The following is a 20450-nucleotide window of genomic DNA, read 5'->3' on the forward strand; positions in this document are numbered from 1 at the left end:
TTAGTAAGCCATGGCATACTCGGCGAACGGTATGAAGATGCCGGTCAGAGGGTATTGCAAACGGTCGCTCCCGTGGTATGTTTTTGCCCGAATCAAACCGACGCGCATCGCCTGTAGCGTCGGTCAACAGAGAGGAAACTACCATGGCTCATCCCGTAATTGATGCCGACGAGTGCATCGCTTGTGGCGTTTGCGTCGACTCCTGCCCCGCTGGCGTTCTGGAGCTCCAGGACGTCGCCACCGTCGCTGACGAGGACTCCTGCGTCGCCTGTGGCGCTTGCCAGGACGCTTGCCCCGCTGGCGCGATCACCGAGATCGTCGAGGAGTAACAACTCCCGCACTTGCACACTCAAAAGTACACCGTGCACAAAAAAGGAGGCCTCCGCATCGCCGCGGAGGCCTCCTTTTTTGTGCGGATAACCAATTAGGCACCATCGCAGGTTGAGCTCACGTCAGCGAAAACGTCCCTAAGCGAGCAAGGTGACGTGAAAGAGGAGGGAAGCGTACTTTGGTACGCGACCGACGATTGAACGTCAGATTGCCGCTTAGGGACGTTTGCAGCATCGGCTACGACAGATCGTCCTCGTAGGGCATCAGGTCTGCCAAATAGCCTTTCTCCTTGAGTATGGCCTCGATCTCGTCGAGGGTTTGCTCATCCTCTGCCGCAATGCGGTGGAAGTGATAGCCGCTCGTCACCGTTAGTAGTGGAAAGCTCTTGCCGCTCTCGATATCGTGCAGGTAGCGCTCAACATCGCGACGATTGCGAATGTCCAGGTCGGCCGTGATCTTACCGTACACGCGGTGATTGACGATCACGTTGAGCACGGCGCCGCCGGCGTCGACGATACTCGTGAGCTCATCGCCTGCCTGCTCCACGCTGTGGCGAACCTTGACCAAGCGCGTGGGCACGGCGGGGCTGCTGGGGGCCTCCTGCAGCACGTAGCCGCGGTTGGTTGCCACGACATCGTGCCCATCGGCGCGCAACAGGGCAATATCCTGAACCACGACCTGGCGGCTCACGCCAACCTCGCGGGCAAGTGCGCTGCCCGAAACGGGCTCCCTGGCTCCCTCGAGCACGCCCATGATGGCACGACGGCGCTCGCGGGCGTTCATTATTTACCGTCCAGCAGACGCAGGTGCTTAAGCGAGAGGTCGAGGATCGGGGCGGAGTGTGTCAGCGCGCCCGAGCTAATAAAGTCGACGCCCAGATCGGCCAGGGCGCGAATATTGCTGGCGTCCACATTGCCCGAACACTCAGTCTTGGCGCGACCGGCGATAAGCTCGATAGCGGCGGCCATGTCGTCGTGGGTCATGTTGTCGAACATGATGATGTCGGCGCCGGCTTCCACGGCCTCGCGCACCATGTCCAGGTTCTCGCACTCGATCTCGACCGTCGTGGTAAACGATGCATGGGCGCGCGCCATCTCAATCGCGCGCGCCACGCCACCGGCGGCGTCGATGTGGTTGTCCTTGAGCATGACGGCCGTCGACAGGTTGTAGCGATGGTTGCTGCCGCCGCCGATCTCAACCGCCGCCTTCTCGAAAACGCGCATGCCCGGCGTGGTCTTGCGTGTGTCGACAAGCACGGTCTTGGTACCCTCGAGCGCCGCTGCCATTCTGTGCGTATAGGTAGCGATACCGCTCATGCGCTGCAGGTAGTTGAGCGCCACGCGCTCGCCCGAAAGCAGCACGCGCGCATCGCCGCGCACCTGGCCCACGTGGTCGCCGGCGTGCACCTCGTCACCGTCGGCAACATCAAACAGCACCGAGCTCTGCGAATCCAGCAGCTCAAAGGTGCGGGCGAACACATCCAAGCCCGCGATGATGCCATCGGCCTTGGCGATGAGCTCCACCGTGGCGGGGCGCGCCGTGGGGCACACGCTCGCCGTGCTCACGTCCTCAAACGTAATGTCCTCGCGTAGAGCCTGCAGAATCAGATCATCGACGACGAGCTTCATGGTAATGGGATTCATGGTCTACTCCTCCACGGCCTGCGTGCCGGCGGCACGGGCCAAATCATCGATTGCCAGGGAGTCGGCGCTCAGGGCGCGATGACGCCCGTCGAGCGCGGGCTCGCCCGCCTGCTCCACGGCGAGCGACTCGCCGGTGCGCATGTACCACGCGGCGCGACGACCCCAGACCAGCGCCTCGAGCAGGCTGTTGGAAGCCAGGCGATTCTTGCCGTGCACGCCGTTGCAGGCCGTCTCACCGGCTGCGTAGAGCTCGGGCATCGAGGTGCGGCCGTCCTTGTCGACCCACACGCCGCCCATAAAGTAGTGCTGCGTAGGCGTAACGGGGATGGGCTCGTCCAAGATGTCGCGGCCGTCCTCCAAGCAGCGTGCGCGAATGTTGGCAAAGTGCCCGGTCACTACATCGCGCTCGACGGGGGCAAAGCTCAGCCACTCGTGCTCGGTACCGTCCCGCTTCATCTGCTCGCGAATAGCGGCAGCGACCACATCGCGCGGCTGAAGCTCGTCGGTAAAGCGCTCACCGGCGGCGTTGAGCAAAATCGCGCCCTCGCCGCGGCAGCTCTCGCTGATCAGGAAGGTGCGGCCTGGCTGCGGCGAGAACAGTCCCGTGGGGTGGATCTGCACGTAGTCCAGGTGCTCCATCTTAATGCCATGCTCCTGAGCGATGTAGCAGGCATCGCCCGTGAGCTGCGGATAGTTGGTCGAGTGGTCGTATATGCCGCCGATGCCGCCCGTTGCCCACAGCGTGTGGCGGGCATGGATCTTAAACGGCTCGCCGGCATGCGCGCCCTCGGCGGCATTTATCAGCTCGTCGGCGGGGCGGACCGAGTTGTCCTCGTCCACGGGAACGGCGACGACACCGGCACACACCGTGGCGCCGTCACGCTCGCCCGTCAGGATGTCGGTCATGGCCACGTGCTCCAAAATCTGCACGTTATCCAGTTTGCGAACGGCCTGAAGCAGCTTGGTCGTGATCTCCTTGCCCGTAATGTCGGCATGGAAGGCAATGCGGGGGCGGCTGTGCGCACCCTCGCGGGTAAAGTCGAGGCTGCCGTCGGCCTTGCGCTCAAAGTCCACGCCCATCGCCAGCAGGTCGTTGATGACCGAGCGGCTCGAGCGGATCATGATGTCGACGCTCTCGCGGCGGTTCTCGTAGTGGCCGGCGTGCATGGTGTCCTCAAAGAAGGCATCGTAGTCCGAGCCCTCGGGCAGCACGCAAATGCCGCCCTGCGCGAGCATCGAATCGCACTCGTCGACAGCGCCCTTGGAGAGCATGATCACGCGCGTGCTCGTCGGCAGATTGAGGGCCGCGTACAGGCCCGCCACGCCGCAACCGGCAATGACAACGTCGCACTCCATGTCGGGGTATTGTTTGGTTTCCACAGGAATCCTCTCCCTTGTTATGTGACATAAGGGACTGTCCCTCATGTCACATTGGCTTAGCGCGCCGCGTACTCGAGCATGCGGTCGAGCGTAAGTTTGGCCTGGTCGGCGGCCTCGTCCGACACGCCGATCTGCACCTCGCCCTCGCCCGTCTCCAGGCAGCGCACGAGTTTTTCGAGCGTGATGAGATCCATGTTGACGCAGGTGGGCTGCACCGCGGGGAAGTAGAACTTTTTGCCGGTGCCCTCGCAGCGGCGCTCGAGCTCGTAGAGCACGCCGCGGACCGTCACGATAATGAACTCGCTCGCGTCGGACTCTTCGGCGTACTTGATGATGCCGGCGGTGGAGCCGATGTAGTCGGCCTCGGCCAAGACGTCGGCCTTGCACTCAGGATGCGCCAGCACGAGCGCGTCGGGGTGGGCCTCCGTCGCGTCAACGATCTGCTCGACGGTGATGATGTGATGGCGCGGGCAGTAGCCGTTGTTGAGGATGACGTGCTTCTGGGGCACCTGCTCGGCTACGAAGCGGCCCAGGTTCTGGTCGGGAATGAACAAGATGTGCTGCTGCGGCAGCTCGGAGACGATCTTGACGGCGTTTGAGCTGGTAACGCACACGTCACTCCAGCTCTTGATCTCGACCGTGGAGTTGACGTAGCAGACCACGGCCAGGTCGTCGCCGTACTCGGCGCGCGCCGCATCGACCGTCTCGCGCTTGACCATGTGCGCCATGGGACAGTCCGCGCCCGGCTCGGGCAGCAGCACGGTCTTGGTGGGATTGAGCAGCTTGGCGCTCTCGCCCATAAACTCCACGCCGCACAGCACGATGGTCTGCTGCGGCAGGCTCTTGGCAAGCTTTGCCAGGTAGAAGCTGTCGCCGACGTAATCGGCCACAGCCTGAACCTCGGGCGCCACGTAATAGTGCGCCAGGATCACCGCGTCGCGTTGGGTTTTAAGTTGCTGAATGGCCTCGACGAGCTCTGCGGGCACCAGTGCCGCGCGCTCCGTTGCCGTCGTTGCCGATGCTAGGCCGGCCGCGATATCGCGTGCAAGCTCCGACGCATCCATGTTCGCGCTCTGTGCCATCAAGGCCCCTCTCTTTTGGCGAATCTTGGGGCTTTAGTATGACACCTAGGTTTACAGCTGACAAGACAGCTGTAAACCTAGGTGTAAAGTTGAAATAAAGATTCGACCATGCGGCAAGTCCATATTCGAACTGGCAAGCTGAGGACAGCCGAAAATGGACCCGCCCCATGATTCGAGCAGCCTGTTTTGTCCTGGACCAAGGGGCAGTGGTCAAAAAGGGCCAAATATGAGTACTGTCACCAAATTAGTAGCAGCGATTTTCCGGTCCAGAGCAGCAAAATCGCCTTGTTTGGAGCCCGATCGCGACTCTGAAGAACGAAAATCGATGCACTTTTGTCCTCTGGCACCGATTTTTGAGGCCATTTGGCTGCCACTAAACTGGTAACAGTACTCATATTTGGCCCTTTTTGACCACCGGGTTTCCGGCAGGCCCCAAAAGCGGGCCCGAATCGCTCGATCCGGGCCCGCTGGGGGTAGCGCGCACAATCGAGGTGTAAGAAGCAAGAGAGGGCCATCGCCTAGAATCGTCAGCGCCTAGATATTCGACGAAAGGAAAGACAATGGCCCGCAGCGACATGCTATCCCAGCCGGACCGGGGGCTCGGCCTCGACCGGCCCCAGACCGAGGCATTTCACTGACGAGTTCAAGAGGAAGATAGTCGATCTCCACAACGCCGGAAAGCCCAGGCGCGAGGCCATGGACGAGTGCGGCCTCGGCAAGAGCACCGTGGAGAGGCGGGTCAAGCCGATAAACGCGACCGGCTCGCCGCGCGCCGCCGACAACCGCACGCCCGAGTAGAACCGGATCCTGGAGCCCGAGCGCGAGAACCGCAGGCTCCGGATGGAGGTCAACGTCTTAAGACGAGCGGCGCCAGCATACGCTCGGAAGTCAGGGCCATGGCGGCCAACGGGGGGCCGCTGCCCCATATCGGCGCAGCGCTGGCATCGAGGCCTTCTGACCTGTGTCAAGATTTCGGACACGCATGCTCGAGAAATCAAGCGGCCATAGGCATGGCCTCGAGCTTGGGCTCGGTTCTCTCGAAGAAGGCCGCCATGGCCTCGGCCGGCACCTTGTAGCCGATCGTCGAGCGGGGCCTTCGGCGGTTGTAGTACGCCTCGATGAACTCGACCACCGCGTGCTTGGCGGAATCCCTGGTCGGGAAGCTGCGCCTGTAGTACATCTCGTTCTTCAGCGTGGCGAGGAACGACTCGGCCACCGCGTTGTCGTGGCAGTTGCCGGCGCGGCTGCAGGACAGCCGCACGTCGTTGTCGCGCGCCCATTCGGCCAGAAGCCTGCTGGTGTACTGGGCGCCGCGGTCGGCGTGGAATATCGCGTTGCCGGCCACGTAGCCGCGCGATTTGGCCGACGCCAGCGCCGAAACCACGATGTCGGCGGTCATGCGCTCGGAGAGCGACCAGCCCACCACCATGCGGGTGTTGAGGTCGATGACCGTCGACAGGTACAGCCATCCCTCGCCGGTGCGCAGGTAGGTGATGTCGCCCACGAGCTTGCAGGTTGGAACGGGACTGGTGAAGTCGCGGCGCACCAGGTCGGGCCGGGGCCTGGCCTTCGGGTCGGGGATGGTGGTGCGCTTCCTGTCGTTGGGCGTGCAGCCGCGTATTCCCAGCTCGCGCATCAGCTTGCGCACCCTGTACAGGGTCAATCCGGAGAACTCGCCGGGCAGGAAGCATTTCACGAACCGGAAGCCGAACCTGCGGTCCGACTCCAGCCACACGCGCCGGACCGCCTCGCGCTCGGCCGACCAGTCTTCTCGCGGGCAGCCGTTGGAGAGCCACGAGTAGAAGCCCGATCGGCTCACGCCGAGCACGCGGGCCATCATTTTCACCGGGAATTCGGCCTTCTCCGCCAACATCATCCGGTAGCACGCGGCTACGCCTGGCTTTTGGCGAAGAAGGCCGCGGCTTTTTTCAAGAAGGCGTTCTCCATCTCGAGCTCGCGTATGCGCCTTTTCGCCTCGCGAAGCTCGCGGTCCTCGGCCTTGGGGTCGGGCCCGCCGGCAAGCTCGCGCCGGCGATTCTGCACCCACTTGTTCACGGTCTTGGAATTCAGGCCCAGTTCTGCGCAGCATTCCGTTATCGGCCTGCCCGTCGAGATGATGTAGTCGGCGGTCTCGCGCCTGAACTCGTCGGTGTACTTGGCGGCTGGGTTGGACATAGCATACCGTCCTCTCGGTCGTCGATGAATGCATTCTAAAGGATTGGGCCTCTAGCATGCGTGTCCGAAAAGACGATACAGGTCAGACAACCCAATCAGACGTCGTCTCGAGCGCGTCCTCTGCACGGTCGAGCGTGCTTCTGGCCTTGGCACCCTGTTTGAACCACGAGCGCAGGTCCTCGAGCGTGCTGCCCGCTGCATACACCTTGATTTTGCGACCGCCTTTCGTGGTCACCGTGCAACGGTCGCCGCTCTCGCTGTTCTCGTGCGCCGTGACCTTCTTGAGGTAATCGCGACGGAACGCCACGACGCGGGCATTGCTGATCTCGATGAACCAATCATCGTCGACAAGCGAAGTGCCCGTGGTACCTCGACTTGCCATCTCCTCGGCGAAGGAGAAGCCGAGTTCGCGCTCCTGCCTGCCGATCTCGAGGATGCCGCGGTCGGGCATGCTGAGCATGAGCAGGGGCAGGAGTCCCCCTATGAACAGGAAGAGGAACGGGACGAGCAAGAGCAGACGAGCACCGGCATCGGTGAAAACAGCCATGAAGGCGATCACGAGCGAGAAGACGAGCGCCATGCCGTTGAAAACAATCGTCAACGGCTTGATGGCAGACCAACACAGGCCCGCCTTGGTCATGGGACCGTCGACGGCGTCCGAGACTTCGATGCCCTCTTCCTCCAGACGGGCGAGGAGGTTGAGCGAGCACACCCCCTCGAGGCTTATCGAGCAGAACTTCCGGTCGCCCTCGAACAGGTCGATCCTCATCATCTGCGTGTGAAGCGTTGCACGGGTGATGTTGCCAAACGTCGTCTCCTTGCGGATGCCGAAGGCGTTACGCGAGAGAATTCGCTCACCGTCCACGTCGATGCGCGGGATGCTCAGCAGGGCCCAGATGGCCATGCCCGCGAGCGCCATGGCGTGACCGAACCACACAAGTTCGTGGTCCCACTCGCCCAACGAGACGCCCTGCCAGACGTAGACACCCAGCATGAGCAGTTCGAACGCGACGGCGCAGCAGGCGATGATCGTGCGAATGGCAGCGGGCATGCGCACCGTGAAGCGATCGAGGCTGTCCGTCGCCTCACTGCGCTCGCGCGCGCCGCGACGGGCGACCCATGCAGTGAGCGGACCGACGATGAACACCACCATCGCCACGCGCAGGAACGATTCGAGTATGTCGCCCATATTAACCACCATCCCAATAGAAAACGTGAATTTGGGAGACTATAGCAGAGCGAAGCGATCTGCACGGCATCGTCCGGGTGTTTTCGGCATACGGTGGAAACCAGCGGCAGCGGACGTTGAGAACTCACCCAAAAGACGCGATTCGACCGAAGCGATTCTTCTTGACTTGGTCTCAATGTGATACGACATGCGCCACTACCTGCGCGGTCTTGCGGCCCTGATCGAAGAGGGTCACACCGATGAGGCACTCGGGCGCATCGACGCGCTCTGCGAGACCAACGACCGCACCGCCGTGCGCCGCTACTGCGCCAACGAAACGGTCAACATTGCGCTCTCGTCGCTTTCCGCGGACATCAACGCGCGCGGCATCACCGCCGATCTGCGCGCCGCCGTGCCCGAAACCGTCCACGTGGGCGATGTCGATCTATTCAGTGTGGTATCGAACGCCCTGGACAATGCCATCGCCGCGGCGAGCGCCGCCCCCGAAGGCAAGCGGTTTGTCGACCTGGACCTTCGCTACGAAGACGGTCAGCTTCTATTGCTGGTTTCCAACACGTTTGGCCGTGCGCCGCACATGGTCGACGGCATGCCCGTGGCTCAGCACACTGGGCACGGCTTTGGCACCAAGAGCATTATGCTTGCCGTCGAGCGCATGAACGGCAACTGCCAGCTCCGCATTAACGGCGACCGGTTTGAGCTGCGCGCCGTGATGTAGGGGCTGCCGCCAACCTCGCTACAGCGGTGCAGCCGCCGGGGTCAGCTGCTTAATGTAGGCCCACATGCGCTGCTTGGCGGCCTTGTCGGTGAGCGCCGCCTCAAAACCGTCGAGCGCCAGCACGCGGCGCCCCTGCACATGGGCGACCAGGCCGGGCTTGAGCATGGCGGTGTCAAAGTCATCAATTGCCACAAGCATATCGGCATAGGTCTCGCGCATGACATCGGCCGCACTGTTGTCGAGCAGCAGCACCGCCTCGGGGTCCAAGGTCTCCAGCGCCTCGCGGAACAGGTCGCACGGCAGAGTCTCGCCCACCGCGACCGCTCCGTCACCCGCGCCGGCGACGCTTGCCAGCACGCAAAAGTCCTCGGGGGCATATCCGATGGCGCCGAGCGCCTTGCGCAACGCGGCGCCATCCGCGCCGGCAGCCAGCTCGCCGCCCGAGCACTCGGCTTCATCCAAATCGCCTTTGACCAGCACAATCGGCGAGCACGCGTTGCCCGCGATACGCACACCGCGACCTGCAAGCGACGCGAGCTCCTGCTCGGTCGCCTGAGCGATGGCTTCTTTTTTCTGGCTTTGTGACGTGGGCATGCGCTCTCCAATCGTTTGCGTGCCCACCATTATATAAAAGAGCCGCCCGCGAGTGGTTGCTTTGCGGGCCGCTGGGTATAAGCACGGTCGTACTGAGTTTTACGCGGCCGAGCCGCGTCGTATTATGGAGGTCACCATGGCTGACATTAAGCAGATTACCCCCGAGAACTTCGATTCCATCGTTAACGACAGCCTGCCCGTACTGGTTGATTTTTGGGCCCCGTGGTGCGGCCCCTGCCGCTCGCTCTCGCCCATCGTAGACGAGGTTGCCGACGAGCTGGCCGGCAAGTTGGCTGTGGCCAAGTGCAACGTCGACGACAACCAGGACCTGGCCATGAAGTTTGGCGTCATGAGCATCCCCACGCTGATCGTCTTTAAGAACGGCGAGGAGGTCGACCGCTCGGTCGGCGCCTTGCCCAAGGCAAGACTTCAGGCACTGCTGGAGAAACATCTGTAATACGCTTGTTACCCATCTGCCGTCCATGAGCGGTTTCGCACCGCTCGCCGGAGTGCCAAACGCAAGGTATGCGACCACGGATAGTATGGTAGATACAAACAGCCCCCAGTGAACGGGTGCGGGTCAGACGGACTCGCACCCGTTTTCTTATGCGGCGGCGCTCAAGGCGGGCGTAGTAGAATCTGAACCACCATATCGCCCCGTACAAAAGGAGACTCCCCATGCATGACGTCGGAATGAACATGAGCCAGCTTGCCATGAGCGTCAAGCAGGTCGACGACACCATTGAGCTCGCTCACGAGTGGAGCCATCAGCTGCTGCATGCGACCGAGAACTTTGACATGGAGCGCATTGGCGCCAAGCTCGAGGCCGCCATGGCGGCACTCCACGAGGCGCACGATGCGCTCGAGGGCTACGAGGAGGCCATCGAGGCCGACCACAACTCCGTCGGCTCTGTGAAACTGGTGTAACGTGGCCGAGCACGAGCACGCGCACAATCACGGTGCGGACGACGATGCAAGCTGCCGCTACAGCGGCTCCAGCTCCGAGCTGGTCCGCTTTTCGGTCACCGCGCCCGACGACCTGCTGCGCCGCTTTGACGAGCAGATCGCGCGCCGCGGTGACGTGGCTAACCGATCCGAGGCCGTACGCGATCTGATTCGCGCCTCGATCGCCAAGGAGCAGATGCGCACGCCCGACGAGCAGGTCATCGGTTCGCTCACCATGATCTATGACCACCATACCGGCGATCTGACGCGCCGTCTGGACGAGGTGCAGCACGACTACACCGACGAGATTGTCTCGACCATGCACGTGCATCTGGACCACCACAACTGCCTGGAGATTCTGGCGCTCAAGGGTCGCGGCAAACGCGTCTATGAGCTAGCGGACCGGTTGCTGGGACTGCGCGGCGTTAAGCACGGCGAGCTCACCTGCGCCGCCACCAAGCAGAGCCTGGGGCTGTAGCGGGATTTCCCGCAGCGCACCTGCCAAAAAGGGACAGGTTTGTTTTGGCAGGTTTAGAAGTTTTACCGACCAAAATAAACCTGTCCCTTTTTGGTCGGTTTTGACGAGGGGAAGCCACATGCGGCATGTGCATATTCATGTGACGGGCATTGTGCAGGGCGTTGGCATGCGGCCATTTGTGTATCGCGAGGCTATGGCGCATGGCATCTGTGGCTGGGTGCTCAACGCGGGCGATGGCGTACACATCGAGGCGCATGCTTTGAGCGAGGCGCTCGACGAATTTGTCACCGCGCTGTCGGAGCACGCGCCGGCCGCAGCCCGCGTTGAGCATGTCGCTGTTGCAGACCTGGAGCCCGACGCTTGGGATGCCGACGATGAGCAGGTCTTTCGTATTGTAGCGTCACAGGATCAGACCGTGCACACGACGCTCATCTCCCCCGATATCGCCACCTGTGACGACTGCCTGCGCGAACTGTTCGACCCCGCCGACCGTCGCTATCACTACCCCTTTATCAACTGCACCAACTGCGGGCCGCGCTTTACCATCATCCGGTCGCTGCCTTATGACCGAGCGGCCACGTCGATGGATTGCTTTCCTATGTGCCCCGAGTGCGCTGCAGAGTATGGCGACCCGCTTGACCGGCGCTTTCATGCGCAGCCCGATGCCTGCTTTGACTGCGGGCCACATATTACCTGGCGCGAGGCGGCGGGCGACATGGAGCTCGAGGGCTCGGGGGCGATGCCGGCCGTCGGCAGCACGCGCGAAACCAGCGATGCCATTATTGACCGCTGTGTCGAGCTGCTGGCCAGCGGCGGTATTGTCGCCATCAAGGGGCTGGGCGGATTCCATCTGGCCTGCAACGCCGCCAATGAGCAGGCGGTGGTCGAGCTGCGCCGTCGCAAGCGCCGCAGCAACAAGCCGCTTGCCGTTATGGTGCGCAGCCTTGCCGATACTGAACGCCTGTGCCATGTCGATGATGCCGAGCGCGACTTGCTGGCCGGCAGCATCCGCCCCATTGTGCTGCTGCGCCGACGTGCCGTTTGCGAGAGTGGAGATTCCCCCGACGCCCTCGCGCTCGCGCCGTCCGTCGCGCACGACCTTCCCGAGCTCGGTGTTATGCTCCCCTACACCCCGCTTCAGCATCTGCTGCTTGCCGCGGCAGAAGTCTGCGGTATGCACGCGCTCGTCATGACCAGCGGAAACCTGAGCGAAGAACCCATCGAGACCGACGACGACCTTGCCTGGAAACACCTCGTTGCCGCCGGCATCGCCGACTCGTTGCTCGGTAACGACCGCGCGATCCTCTCGCGCTATGACGACTCTGTAGTGCGCGTGGTCGACGGCGCTGTTATGCCCGTGCGCCGCGCTCGCGGATATGCACCCCAGCCGCTGCCGTTGCCGGCGCTCGACGGCGCTCCGTCCTGCGTGCTCGCCTGCGGGCCACAACAAAAGGCCACGATTGCGCTCACGCGTGAAGGGACGAACGGCGAGGCAACCTGTTTTGTGTCGCAGCATATCGGCGATGTTGAAAACGGCGGGACCTTCGATGCCTGGAACGCCGCGCGCACGCGCTTGGAAGATCTCTTTGACTTGGCGCCCGCCGCCTTGGCCTGCGATTTACACCCCAGCTATCTATCGGGCCAGTGGGCGCGCGAGCAGGCACGGGAGCACAATCTGCCGCTCGTCGAGGTGCAGCACCATCATGCACATATCGCGAGCGTAATGGCCGAGGCCATCGCCGCGGGCCAGCTTACAACCGACACGCGTGTCCTTGGCATCGCCTTTGACGGCACCGGCGCCGGCACCGATGGAACCATTTGGGGCAGCGAGTTTCTTGTTGCCAGCCTTGGCGGCTTTGAGCGCGCCGCGCATTTGCTCACCTGGGCGCTCCCCGGCGGGGCGGCCTCCGTACGCGACGCTCGACGCAACGCCTTTGCCCTGCTCAGTGAGCTCGGCCTGCTCGAGCACCCAGGTGCCGCTCGGCTTTTGGACAGTCTCGACGAGCAAACGCGCAGCGTGACAGCCACCATGATCGAGCGCGGCATCAACAGCCCGCGTACCAGCAGCATGGGGCGCCTCTTTGATGCCGCGGCAGCAATTCTGGGCATCTGCGACAAGGCAACCTACGAGGGCGAACCCGCCATAGAACTCGAAGCCGCCGCCTGGCGCGCGTTCAGCAGTGAAAGTGCCTGCCCCACCGGCAATATGGCCAGCTTTTCCGTAACCGAATCATCCCGTCCGGACGACTGCCATGTTCTGAACTCCAGGCCGCTTTTTGAGGCGCTTTTGGAGGGAATCAGGACCGGCGTGCCCGCCGGCAAGCTCGCGCTCGACTTCCATGTCACCATCGCACGCGCGTCGGCCCGCATCGCAAGCGAGATCTGCGTCCGTGAAGACCTCGACACCGTCGTGCTCTCGGGCGGCGTGTTCATGAACCGACTTTTGCTTCGGCTCCTTACCCACGAACTCAAAGACGCCAGTCTTGCCGTCTTGGTCCCCCGCTCCGTGCCCGTCAACGACGGCTGCATCGCCTACGGTCAGGCCGCCATCGCTCGCGCTCACCTCGCGCAGACAGCATCGCGATAGGCTGTTTTGCCAGCCTGCGCGCCGCCGTCTCACAGGTGTAACGCGTTTGCTCGTGACTCCCGCGAGCGCTACCATCAACTGATGGGTAATTAGGCGCCTATCCAGCGCAAAACGTATAAAAGGGGAACATTATGTGCCTTGCCGTTCCCGGTAAAGTGGTCAAACGCGACGACGACCTTAAGGCGACCGTCGACATGATGGGCATCGAGCGCCCCGTTTCGCTGCGCCTCGTGCCGACGGCACAGGTAGGCGACTATATTCTCGTACACGCCGGCTTTGGCATCCAGATCGTCGACGAGCAGGAAGCGCAAGAAACGCTCGAGCTCGTTAATGCCATGACCGAACTGGCCGAAGAAGACCAACTGGCCAGCAATCCGGCCGAGGCATACTAGTGGCGGCCGGACAGCCGGCGCGCTCCGGTATCGACTTTTCGGCATTTCGCGACCCCAAGCTGGCTCGCGAGCTCATCGATCGTATTCATGAGCTTGTCGGCGACCGCGCCATCAACCTTATGGAAGTCTGCGGCACGCACACCGTGAGCATCGGTCGCTATGGCTTTCGCTCCATTATGCCTGCCGGGCTCAAACTGCTGAGCGGTCCGGGTTGCCCCGTCTGTGTTACCGCCAACCGCGATATCGACCATGCAATCGCGCTCGCCAAGATGGACGGCGCCATCATCACCACCTTTGGCGACATGATGCGCGTGCCCGGGTCGTCTACCTCGCTCGCCGCGCAAAAGGCGGCGGGGCGCGATATTCGCATTGTGTACTCCCCGCTCGATGCACTCGATATCGCCGAACACAACCCCGACCGCCCGGTCATCTTTATGGGCGTGGGTTTTGAGACCACAACGCCCACCATCGCCGGCGCCATTTTGGAGGCAGACGCGCGCGGACTTTTGAACTTTTCGGTCTATTGCGCCCACAAGACCACGCCGCCGGCGCTGCGCGCCATCGCCAACGATCCCGAGACCACTATCGACGGCTTTATCCTGCCGGGGCACGTCGCCACCATCACGGGCCTGGCGCCCTTTAGCTTTTTGGTCGACGAGTTCAATACCCCGGGTGTGGTCACCGGATTTGAGCCGGTCGATATTCTGCAGGGCATCTGCATGCTGGTCCAGATGGTTGTTGAGGGGCAGCCCGCAATCGACAACGCCTACCGCCGTGGCGTCAACGCAGACGGCAACCCCGTGGCGCGCCAACTGGTCGAGCAGGTGTTTGAGCCGTGCGACACCACATGGCGCGGTCTGGGGCCGATTGCCGGCTCGGGCCTCACCATTCGTCCCGAGTTCTCGCGCTTTGATGCCCGCGTTCGCTTTGACGTGCCCGTTGAGGCGACGGTTGAGCCGCGCGGATGCCGCTGCGGCGACGTGCTGCGCGGGGCCATTACGCCGAGCAGCTGCCCGCTCTTTGGCCGCACCTGCACGCCCGAGCATCCTGTCGGACCGTGCATGGTGAGCTCCGAGGGCAGCTGCGCGGCGTACTACCGTTACCGAGTCTAGCCCGAACGCCCCCGCGTGCTGACACCTCCCACGATTGGAGTTTTCGATATGTCCCATAGTGTCTCCGATAGCACTGTCTTGCTGGGCCACGGCTCCGGCGGGCAGATGATGAAGCGCATCATCGACGAAGTCTTTTTGGATGCCTTTGGCTCGCCCGAGCTGCTCGAGGGCAACGACGCCGGCGTCGCCGCGCTGCCCGCGAGCGGGCGCATCGCCATGTCGACCGACAGCTTTGTAGTCTCGCCGCAGTTCTTCCCCGGTGGCAACATCGGCCGCCTCGCCGTGTGCGGAACCGTCAACGACGTCGCGACCTCGGGCGCCAACGTGCGCTACCTATCGTGCGGCTTTATCCTCGAAGAGGGCTACCCCATGGACAAGCTGCGTCAGATCGTGCAGACGATGGCCGAGACGGCGCACGAGGCGGGCGTGTCCATAATCACGGGCGACACTAAGGTGGTCGAGCGCGGCGGGGCCGACGGCGTCTATATCAATACCGCCGGCGTGGGCGAGGTACCCGCGGGCGTGGCGCTCAGCGGCGCAAACTGCAAGCCCGGCGACGTCATCCTGGTGTCGGGTACACTCGGCGACCACGGCATCGCCATCATGAGCCAGCGCGAGGGCTTGGCGTTTTCGAGCAACATCGAAAGCGACGCTGCGCCGCTCAATCATCTGATTGCCGATGTGCTCGCCGCCGCCCCCGACACCCGCTGCTTCCGCGACCCCACGCGCGGCGGCCTGGCATCCACGCTCAACGAGTTTGCCCAGGCCAGCGGCGTCGCCATGGAGATCGACGAGGATGCCGTGCCCGTGCGCCCCGACGTGCAGGCGGCATGTGAGATGCTCGGCTACGATGTGCTGCAGGTGGCAAACGAGGGCAAGATGGTCGCCGTGGTGCCGGCCGAGCAGGCCGATGCCGCGCTGGCGGCCATGCGCGCCGCCCGCTACGGCGAGAACGCCGCCATCATCGGTCGCGTGCTGCCGCTTGCCGAGGACGCCCGCCCCGCCGTGCGCGTACGCACCGGCTGGGGATCGACCCGCATCCTCGACATGCTCGTAGGAGAGCAGCTGCCGAGAATTTGCTAGCGGCTGCTCTGCAAGCTGCTCAGCATCCGGCCACAATCGGCCCGCCCATTTTCACTGGGACGTTGGCCCACTTAAACTGCGAGGAGATGGAAGGGCCCTCCTGCCGAGCTGATCGGTAGGAGGGCCCTTCGCTTTGCAAGACCATACTCCTTGCAGTATTTACCTGGTAGGCAGAGGCTCGCTACGCCGCGCGGCGTTTGGTGTAGACAAACCAGCCGCCGACGGCCCCGATACCGACGATGCCCACGGCAACGCCAGCGATAGCAAAGCCGTTTGGACCCGCGTCCGCAGCCTTGTTGGCGGCGCCGGCGCTCAACGCGGCAGTCTTGCCGGACGTGCCCGACTTTTTGCCGCTCTTGTCTGTCTTACCGGCGACGGAAGACTCCGTCAAATCCTTCTTGCCGGATTCAGCCTCGTCCTTGGAATCGCCAGCTGCCTTGGCGCCCTCGCGCGAGGAAGCACCGGCCATCTTGGCGGCCACAGGAGCCATCACGGCCGCAAAACCGCCGGTTCCGTTGCCTGCACCGCTGTCCGACCCGGTACCCGGCGTCAGAACGCCCGGCGCCACCGTGGGCTTCTGCGGGTCGTTGCTGCTCGAGCCCTTGCCCGCCATCACGGCCGTCTTCCAGGCAATCGTCTCTCCCGAGGAGACACGATACGTCGTGAGCGCGCGGAGCGATTGCTCGGTCGCCATGGCGTTGGCCGCGCCGCCCTTGCTGTGCGCATAGCCGTTGCCGCCGTCCACGCGGTACAGGTCCAGCGCACACACCACGTTGGTCGCGGCATTTGCAAACCCGTTGACGGGGTTGGCCGGGTCACGGTCGAGCGAAAGCAGTGCGAGGATCACCTGGGCATTGGCCTCGGCAGAACCGAAGTCACAGGTACCGGCGTTCATCTTGCCCTTGAGGTAGGAGAGGCCGTTCTCGATGGCAGCATCGACCTTGGTGTCGCCCGCATAGGGCGCCACGGCCTGGATCGCCATAGCCGTCAGGTCCACGTCGCCCAGTCGCGTACCTTCCACAGCGTCGTCGCTGCCGAGGAGCTCACAGACGGCGTCCACGAGGCTCGCGCGCGTCCAGGCGGAACCGGCGGGCGCATCCGAGCCGCTCGCATTGAGCGCCATCAGTGCGAAGATCTTCTCGTTGGCGCGCGTCATATCGGTGCGGCCGCAGATGAGCTCGACCAGGTTGACGCCGTCATAGTCGGTGATGTCCTCGCCGATGGCGGAGAGAGCAAGCGCCACACGCTCGGTCTCAGTCAGAGCGCAGGTCGCACTCCCCCACTCGGCCTTGTGCTCGGCCAGCGAGGCGCGGTAGTTATCGAGCAGTTTGGAATCGATCTTGCGGCCCGCCTTGGCAAAGTCGTAGATCTCCCACTCGTCGCCATACTGGAAGGCGTCGGAGCTGCGGCGCGCGTCGATGAACGCAGCGGCAGCATCGATGCCCGCCGAGGCGGACTCACTCGTGGCGGGGCTCGCGGCCACACCGGCCACGGTGATGGTAAGCGTCACGGGCTCGGCACCGGCAGTCGTGTCCACCGGCGTACCTGTCGCGATCACCGTGCCGGCCGAAAGCGCCGTCACCGTGTAGTCACTCGAGGCCACGTACAGGCCGTCATCGGGAGCGCCGTCAACGTGCTTCCAGGCACCCTTCTCGTTGCGGTCGATGCCCACGATACCCGAGGCGTCCTTGCCGTCGAGTGTCTTGAACGTCCAGGTGAGGCCGGGTTCGGTCACGCTCCAGCCGTCCGCGTCGTTCTTGCCGGTAAAGGCCAGGTCGAGCTTTTGCGCCGAGCCGGCCTTGAGGTAGAGGCTGTCCGTGCCGGCCGTCACGCTCGCAAGCGGATTTTGGTAAGCATAAGTCACGTCGCACGACGCGCTGATGACCTTGCCATCGGCGTCCGTGTCGGGCAGCGTCGCGGTTAACGTGGTGGCGCCAGCCTTGTACGCCGTGTAGCCGATCTCGCCCGCGGTGGTGTAGGCCGCCACGGCAGGATCGCTGCTCGTCACGGTAAAGTTGTCGCGGTTGGTGGCGTTGTCGGGCGCCACCACCGGGCGTGCGTGATCGGTCAAAAACGCGCCGCGCTCGGAGAGTGGGCTGCGGCCCTGCAGGTAGACGGTGGCGCCGTCCTCGTTATAGCCCATCGAGATGGACGTGGCGGCCACGGCTTCGGACGTCAGCGTCACGCTCTTGGAGCCGGCGCCCGCAGATGCGGCGTCGCGCGGGGTAACGGTAATCGTGGCACTGCCGGCATGCTTGAAGTAAAAGCAGGCCGAGTAGTCGTTGCTGTAGATGGTCGTAGGATCGCTCGAGGCAAAGTGGAAGCGGCTGAACGAGACGGGCACGTACTCGCCCTTATCGGCATCGACGTAATGCACGCGAATCTCGAGGTTGCGCACCTCGGAGCCCTGGACGGTAGCCGTACCATCGGTCACGTTGCTCACGGTGCCGTCGGAGGCACGATACCACAGCTCAAAGTCGTCGAACTGCTTGGCTTTGGCCTTGATCTTGATGGTAGCCACGGTCTGCTCGGAGCCATCGGCCTTGCGCTCGGTGGCGGTCACCGTGCCGGTAGCGTTGTCGTAGACGTAGAGCTCTCCCGTGGACTCGTTGATGCCGATGTTGCCGCGGTTGGCGTCATCGGTGCCCCAGGTGATGGTGCTCGTGGCCGGGACGCCCTTAAGTGCAAAGACGCCAAGTTTGCGGTAGGCGTCCACAGCATCAGGCGAAACCTCGAGCATATGGCCGGCAACCGTCTGGCTGGTGCCGTCGTTGGCCGTGAAGCTCACGGTGTAGGCGTCGTCGGGCGTGGTGTCCTCGGGCGCCTGGTAGCTGTTGCCCGAGCCAAAGACCGGCGTGCCATTTTTATCGATACCCCAGCTGCTGCCGTTGGCGCCGCAGTTGGCGTTGATAAGATCGGCGAAGGCATCGGTGGCCATGTCGGCGGGGTCGACGGCATAGGAGTTGACGAATGCCGAGGCGGGAGCGTCCATCTTGTTGGTGAGGAATGCGCCCCAGTAGGTGTTGACGAGCTGGCCCGCGCTATAGGTCGCGAACAGCGCGCCCGCTGTGCCCTCGGAGGTCGACACGCAGTTGGACACGATGCCGCCGTCGAGCGTACGCGCAAAGCCCGCAACGCCCTTGCCGGCCACACTCGTGGAGCAGTTGAGCACGGCACCCTGAACCTTGTTGCCCAGGGGGCCGAACGCCTTACCGTCCGTCGCCTGCTTGAGTTCACCGGAAAACGAGATGTTCTGCACCACGCCCGTGGAGGCAACGCCGTCCATGAGCGACTTCACGCCACCGCCGTTGGTGAAGGTGATGGCGTGGCCCTGACCATCAAGCGTACCCGCGAACATGCCCGTGGGGGCAAAGAAGTACTCGTCGTCGATGGTGATGTCGTTGTCGAGGACGTAGTAGGCGTCGACGTCGGCAGGCTTGAACTTGTTTTCGAGGTCGCTCTGCGAGCTCAGGCGCACTACGTTCTGCGGCCGAGCCACGGGCTCGGTGGGCTTGGGCTTCTCGAGTGCGGCAATGGCATCGGTAAGCGTCTTGGTTGCAGCGTTGACCTCGGCCTGCTTGGCGTCATCGTTTGCGTAGACGTCTTGAGCGCTCACAAGGGCCTCGGCGAGCTTCGACCAGCTCTCGGCCGTGTAGTCGCTCTCGACCTTGGCGCTGGCGTCGTCGATGGCGGCCTTGAGGGCATCTTTGTTCACGACGACCACGGCGCTGCCCGAAACCAGCACGGGAAGGCCGCCCTGCGCAGACCAGATAAAGCCGGTGGCAGGGGCATCGGTGCTGAGCTTATCGACCGAAGCCTGGGTCTTGAGCTCGCCGGTTGAGATTTTGCTGCCGAAGGAAGCATCAACCTTGTAGCCGCACGCCTGATCGCCCGCAGTGAACAGATTGTTGGCCACGGTGCCAGACTTATACCAGGCAACGAGGCCGTAGCCGCCAAGGGGCATGCCGCTGAGGCTGCCGGCGTAATACGAGTTGAGCACCGAACCGCCATCGAGCGTGCCTACGAGACCGGCAGCGTCAGCGAAAGTCCAATTGTCGTCAGAGGGACTTGCCGTCGACCAGCACATTTGCACGGTACCCGAGCATGTGGTGGCGATAGGACCGTCGGTGCCAGAAATCGACATCGAACCCGTCACGCCCAGATTCTGCACTGTACCGGTCACACTCTTCGCCAACGCCTTGCCGTTGAGCACGATGCTATGGCCCTGGCCATCGAGCGTACCGGCCACGGTCTCGATCTGTTGGTCAGCCTCAAGGCTGATATTCGCCGCGAGCTTCACGACAGCCCCGGCCTCGATGGTGGCGGGCAGCTCATCGGCAGAAGAGACCATCACAGTCTCGCCGGCCTTGGCGAAACGCACGTCACGTGCCTGCTGAACATCGGCGTCGTCATCGTCGACGTTCACCGCGGCGGCGTTCTGCTCGTCCGCACTCAGCATGGCGGCAAGCCCCTCATCGGCAGACGGAGCAACGTCGGATCTTGCCTCGTCCGCCGACGCCTCGGCGCCTTCAGCACCCGTCTGCTCGTCCGAAGTGAAACTCGACTCGTCGGCATTCTCGGCAGCATCCGCCTGCTGCGAGGCCTGGGCCTGCGCCTGCACAGCGATCTCTGCCACGCCCTCGGCAAATGCCGACGTACCCGGCATCGACCAGACTAGCAGCACCGAGAAAGCAGCGGCCCCCAGGCGCTTGAGCATGATGTTGTTTCGCGTCACCCGTTCTCCT

The 20450-nt window shown here is 63.4% G+C and carries 17 protein-coding genes and 1 pseudogene; 9 read left to right on the forward strand and 9 right to left on the reverse strand.

Annotated features, from left to right (window positions below):
* Positions 1 to 143: 143 nt before the first annotated feature.
* Positions 144 to 329, forward strand: a complete 186-nt coding sequence (locus tag DWV58_RS05035) for a DUF362 domain-containing protein (protein WP_006235216.1) — start codon at positions 144 to 146, stop codon at positions 327 to 329.
* Between the two features lie 238 nt (positions 330 to 567).
* Here the strand turns inward: DWV58_RS05035 and DWV58_RS05040 are convergent, their stop codons facing one another.
* From DWV58_RS05040 to DWV58_RS05065, 7 genes and pseudogenes are all read right to left on the reverse strand, one after another.
* Positions 568 to 1113, reverse strand: coding sequence for a transcription repressor NadR (locus DWV58_RS05040; RefSeq protein ID WP_117776390.1), 546 nt, complete (start codon positions 1111 to 1113; stop codon positions 568 to 570).
* On the reverse strand, positions 1113 to 1973 hold the full coding sequence (gene nadC, locus DWV58_RS05045; RefSeq protein ID WP_055250817.1) for a carboxylating nicotinate-nucleotide diphosphorylase: 861 nt from the start codon (positions 1971 to 1973) through the stop codon (positions 1113 to 1115). The genes DWV58_RS05040 and nadC overlap by 1 nt, the downstream gene beginning before the upstream one ends.
* A gap of 3 nt (positions 1974 to 1976) precedes the next feature.
* Positions 1977 to 3353, reverse strand: a complete 1377-nt coding sequence (locus tag DWV58_RS05050) for an L-aspartate oxidase (RefSeq protein WP_233540510.1) — start codon at positions 3351 to 3353, stop codon at positions 1977 to 1979.
* A gap of 56 nt (positions 3354 to 3409) precedes the next feature.
* Positions 3410 to 4435, reverse strand: a complete 1026-nt coding sequence (gene nadA, locus DWV58_RS05055) for a quinolinate synthase NadA (protein ID WP_089573637.1) — start codon at positions 4433 to 4435, stop codon at positions 3410 to 3412.
* Positions 4436 to 5429: 994 nt separating this feature from the next.
* Positions 5430 to 6482 (reverse strand): IS3 family transposase, encoded by a 1053-nt coding sequence (locus tag DWV58_RS05060; protein ID WP_158564523.1) that lies wholly within the window; start codon positions 6480 to 6482, stop codon positions 5430 to 5432.
* A pseudogene (locus tag DWV58_RS09995) lies at positions 6383 to 6610 on the reverse strand (transposase); the annotation flags it as partial. The pseudogene DWV58_RS09995 and the gene DWV58_RS05060, both read right to left, overlap by 100 nt.
* A gap of 82 nt (positions 6611 to 6692) precedes the next feature.
* A complete protein-coding gene (locus tag DWV58_RS05065; protein ID WP_233540511.1) occupies positions 6693 to 7799 on the reverse strand; it encodes a hypothetical protein in 1107 nt (368 codons plus the stop codon).
* A 187-nt stretch (positions 7800 to 7986) separates the two neighbouring features.
* Between DWV58_RS05065 and DWV58_RS05070 the strand changes: the two genes are divergently transcribed.
* Positions 7987 to 8514 carry a GHKL domain-containing protein gene (locus DWV58_RS05070; RefSeq protein WP_117776393.1) on the forward strand — a complete coding sequence of 176 codons (528 nt, stop codon included), beginning with the start codon at positions 7987 to 7989 and terminating at the stop codon, positions 8512 to 8514.
* 18 nt (positions 8515 to 8532) lie between these two features.
* On the opposite strand, the gene DWV58_RS05075 is transcribed toward DWV58_RS05070, so the two are convergent.
* On the reverse strand, positions 8533 to 9108 hold the full coding sequence (locus DWV58_RS05075; RefSeq protein ID WP_117776394.1) for a hypothetical protein: 576 nt from the start codon (positions 9106 to 9108) through the stop codon (positions 8533 to 8535).
* A 136-nt stretch (positions 9109 to 9244) separates the two neighbouring features.
* Here DWV58_RS05075 and trxA point away from each other — a divergent pair, with 136 nt between their 5' ends.
* From trxA to hypE, 7 genes are all read left to right on the forward strand, one after another.
* Positions 9245 to 9565 (forward strand): thioredoxin, encoded by a 321-nt coding sequence (gene trxA, locus DWV58_RS05080; protein ID WP_117776407.1) that lies wholly within the window; start codon positions 9245 to 9247, stop codon positions 9563 to 9565.
* Between the two features lie 221 nt (positions 9566 to 9786).
* Positions 9787 to 10035 carry a hypothetical protein gene (locus tag DWV58_RS05085; RefSeq protein WP_006235225.1) on the forward strand — a complete coding sequence of 83 codons (249 nt, stop codon included), beginning with the start codon at positions 9787 to 9789 and terminating at the stop codon, positions 10033 to 10035.
* A 1-nt stretch (position 10036) separates the two neighbouring features.
* On the forward strand, positions 10037 to 10531 hold the full coding sequence (nikR, locus tag DWV58_RS05090) for a nickel-responsive transcriptional regulator NikR (protein ID WP_117757710.1): 495 nt from the start codon (positions 10037 to 10039) through the stop codon (positions 10529 to 10531).
* A gap of 118 nt (positions 10532 to 10649) precedes the next feature.
* Positions 10650 to 13118, forward strand: a complete 2469-nt coding sequence (hypF, locus tag DWV58_RS05095) for a carbamoyltransferase HypF (protein ID WP_117776395.1) — start codon at positions 10650 to 10652, stop codon at positions 13116 to 13118.
* A gap of 131 nt (positions 13119 to 13249) precedes the next feature.
* Complete coding sequence (locus DWV58_RS05100; RefSeq protein WP_022094793.1) at positions 13250 to 13510, forward strand: HypC/HybG/HupF family hydrogenase formation chaperone; 261 nt, start codon at positions 13250 to 13252, stop codon at positions 13508 to 13510.
* A complete protein-coding gene (gene hypD, locus DWV58_RS05105) occupies positions 13510 to 14622 on the forward strand; it encodes a hydrogenase formation protein HypD (protein WP_233540512.1) in 1113 nt (370 codons plus the stop codon). Before DWV58_RS05100 ends, hypD begins: the two co-directional genes overlap by 1 nt.
* A gap of 48 nt (positions 14623 to 14670) precedes the next feature.
* Positions 14671 to 15705, forward strand: coding sequence for a hydrogenase expression/formation protein HypE (gene hypE / locus DWV58_RS05110; protein ID WP_117776396.1), 1035 nt, complete (start codon positions 14671 to 14673; stop codon positions 15703 to 15705).
* Between the two features lie 181 nt (positions 15706 to 15886).
* Here hypE and DWV58_RS05115 read toward each other — a convergent pair whose 3' ends face one another.
* The gene (locus tag DWV58_RS05115; RefSeq protein ID WP_117776397.1) at positions 15887 to 20440 is read right to left on the reverse strand and encodes an FIVAR domain-containing protein; all 4554 of its coding nucleotides are present in this window, start codon (positions 20438 to 20440) and stop codon (positions 15887 to 15889) included.
* Positions 20441 to 20450 lie beyond the last annotated feature (10 nt).

The sequence above is a fragment of the Collinsella sp. AF11-11 genome, assembly GCF_003465485.1.
GTDB lineage: Bacteria > Actinomycetota > Coriobacteriia > Coriobacteriales > Coriobacteriaceae > Collinsella.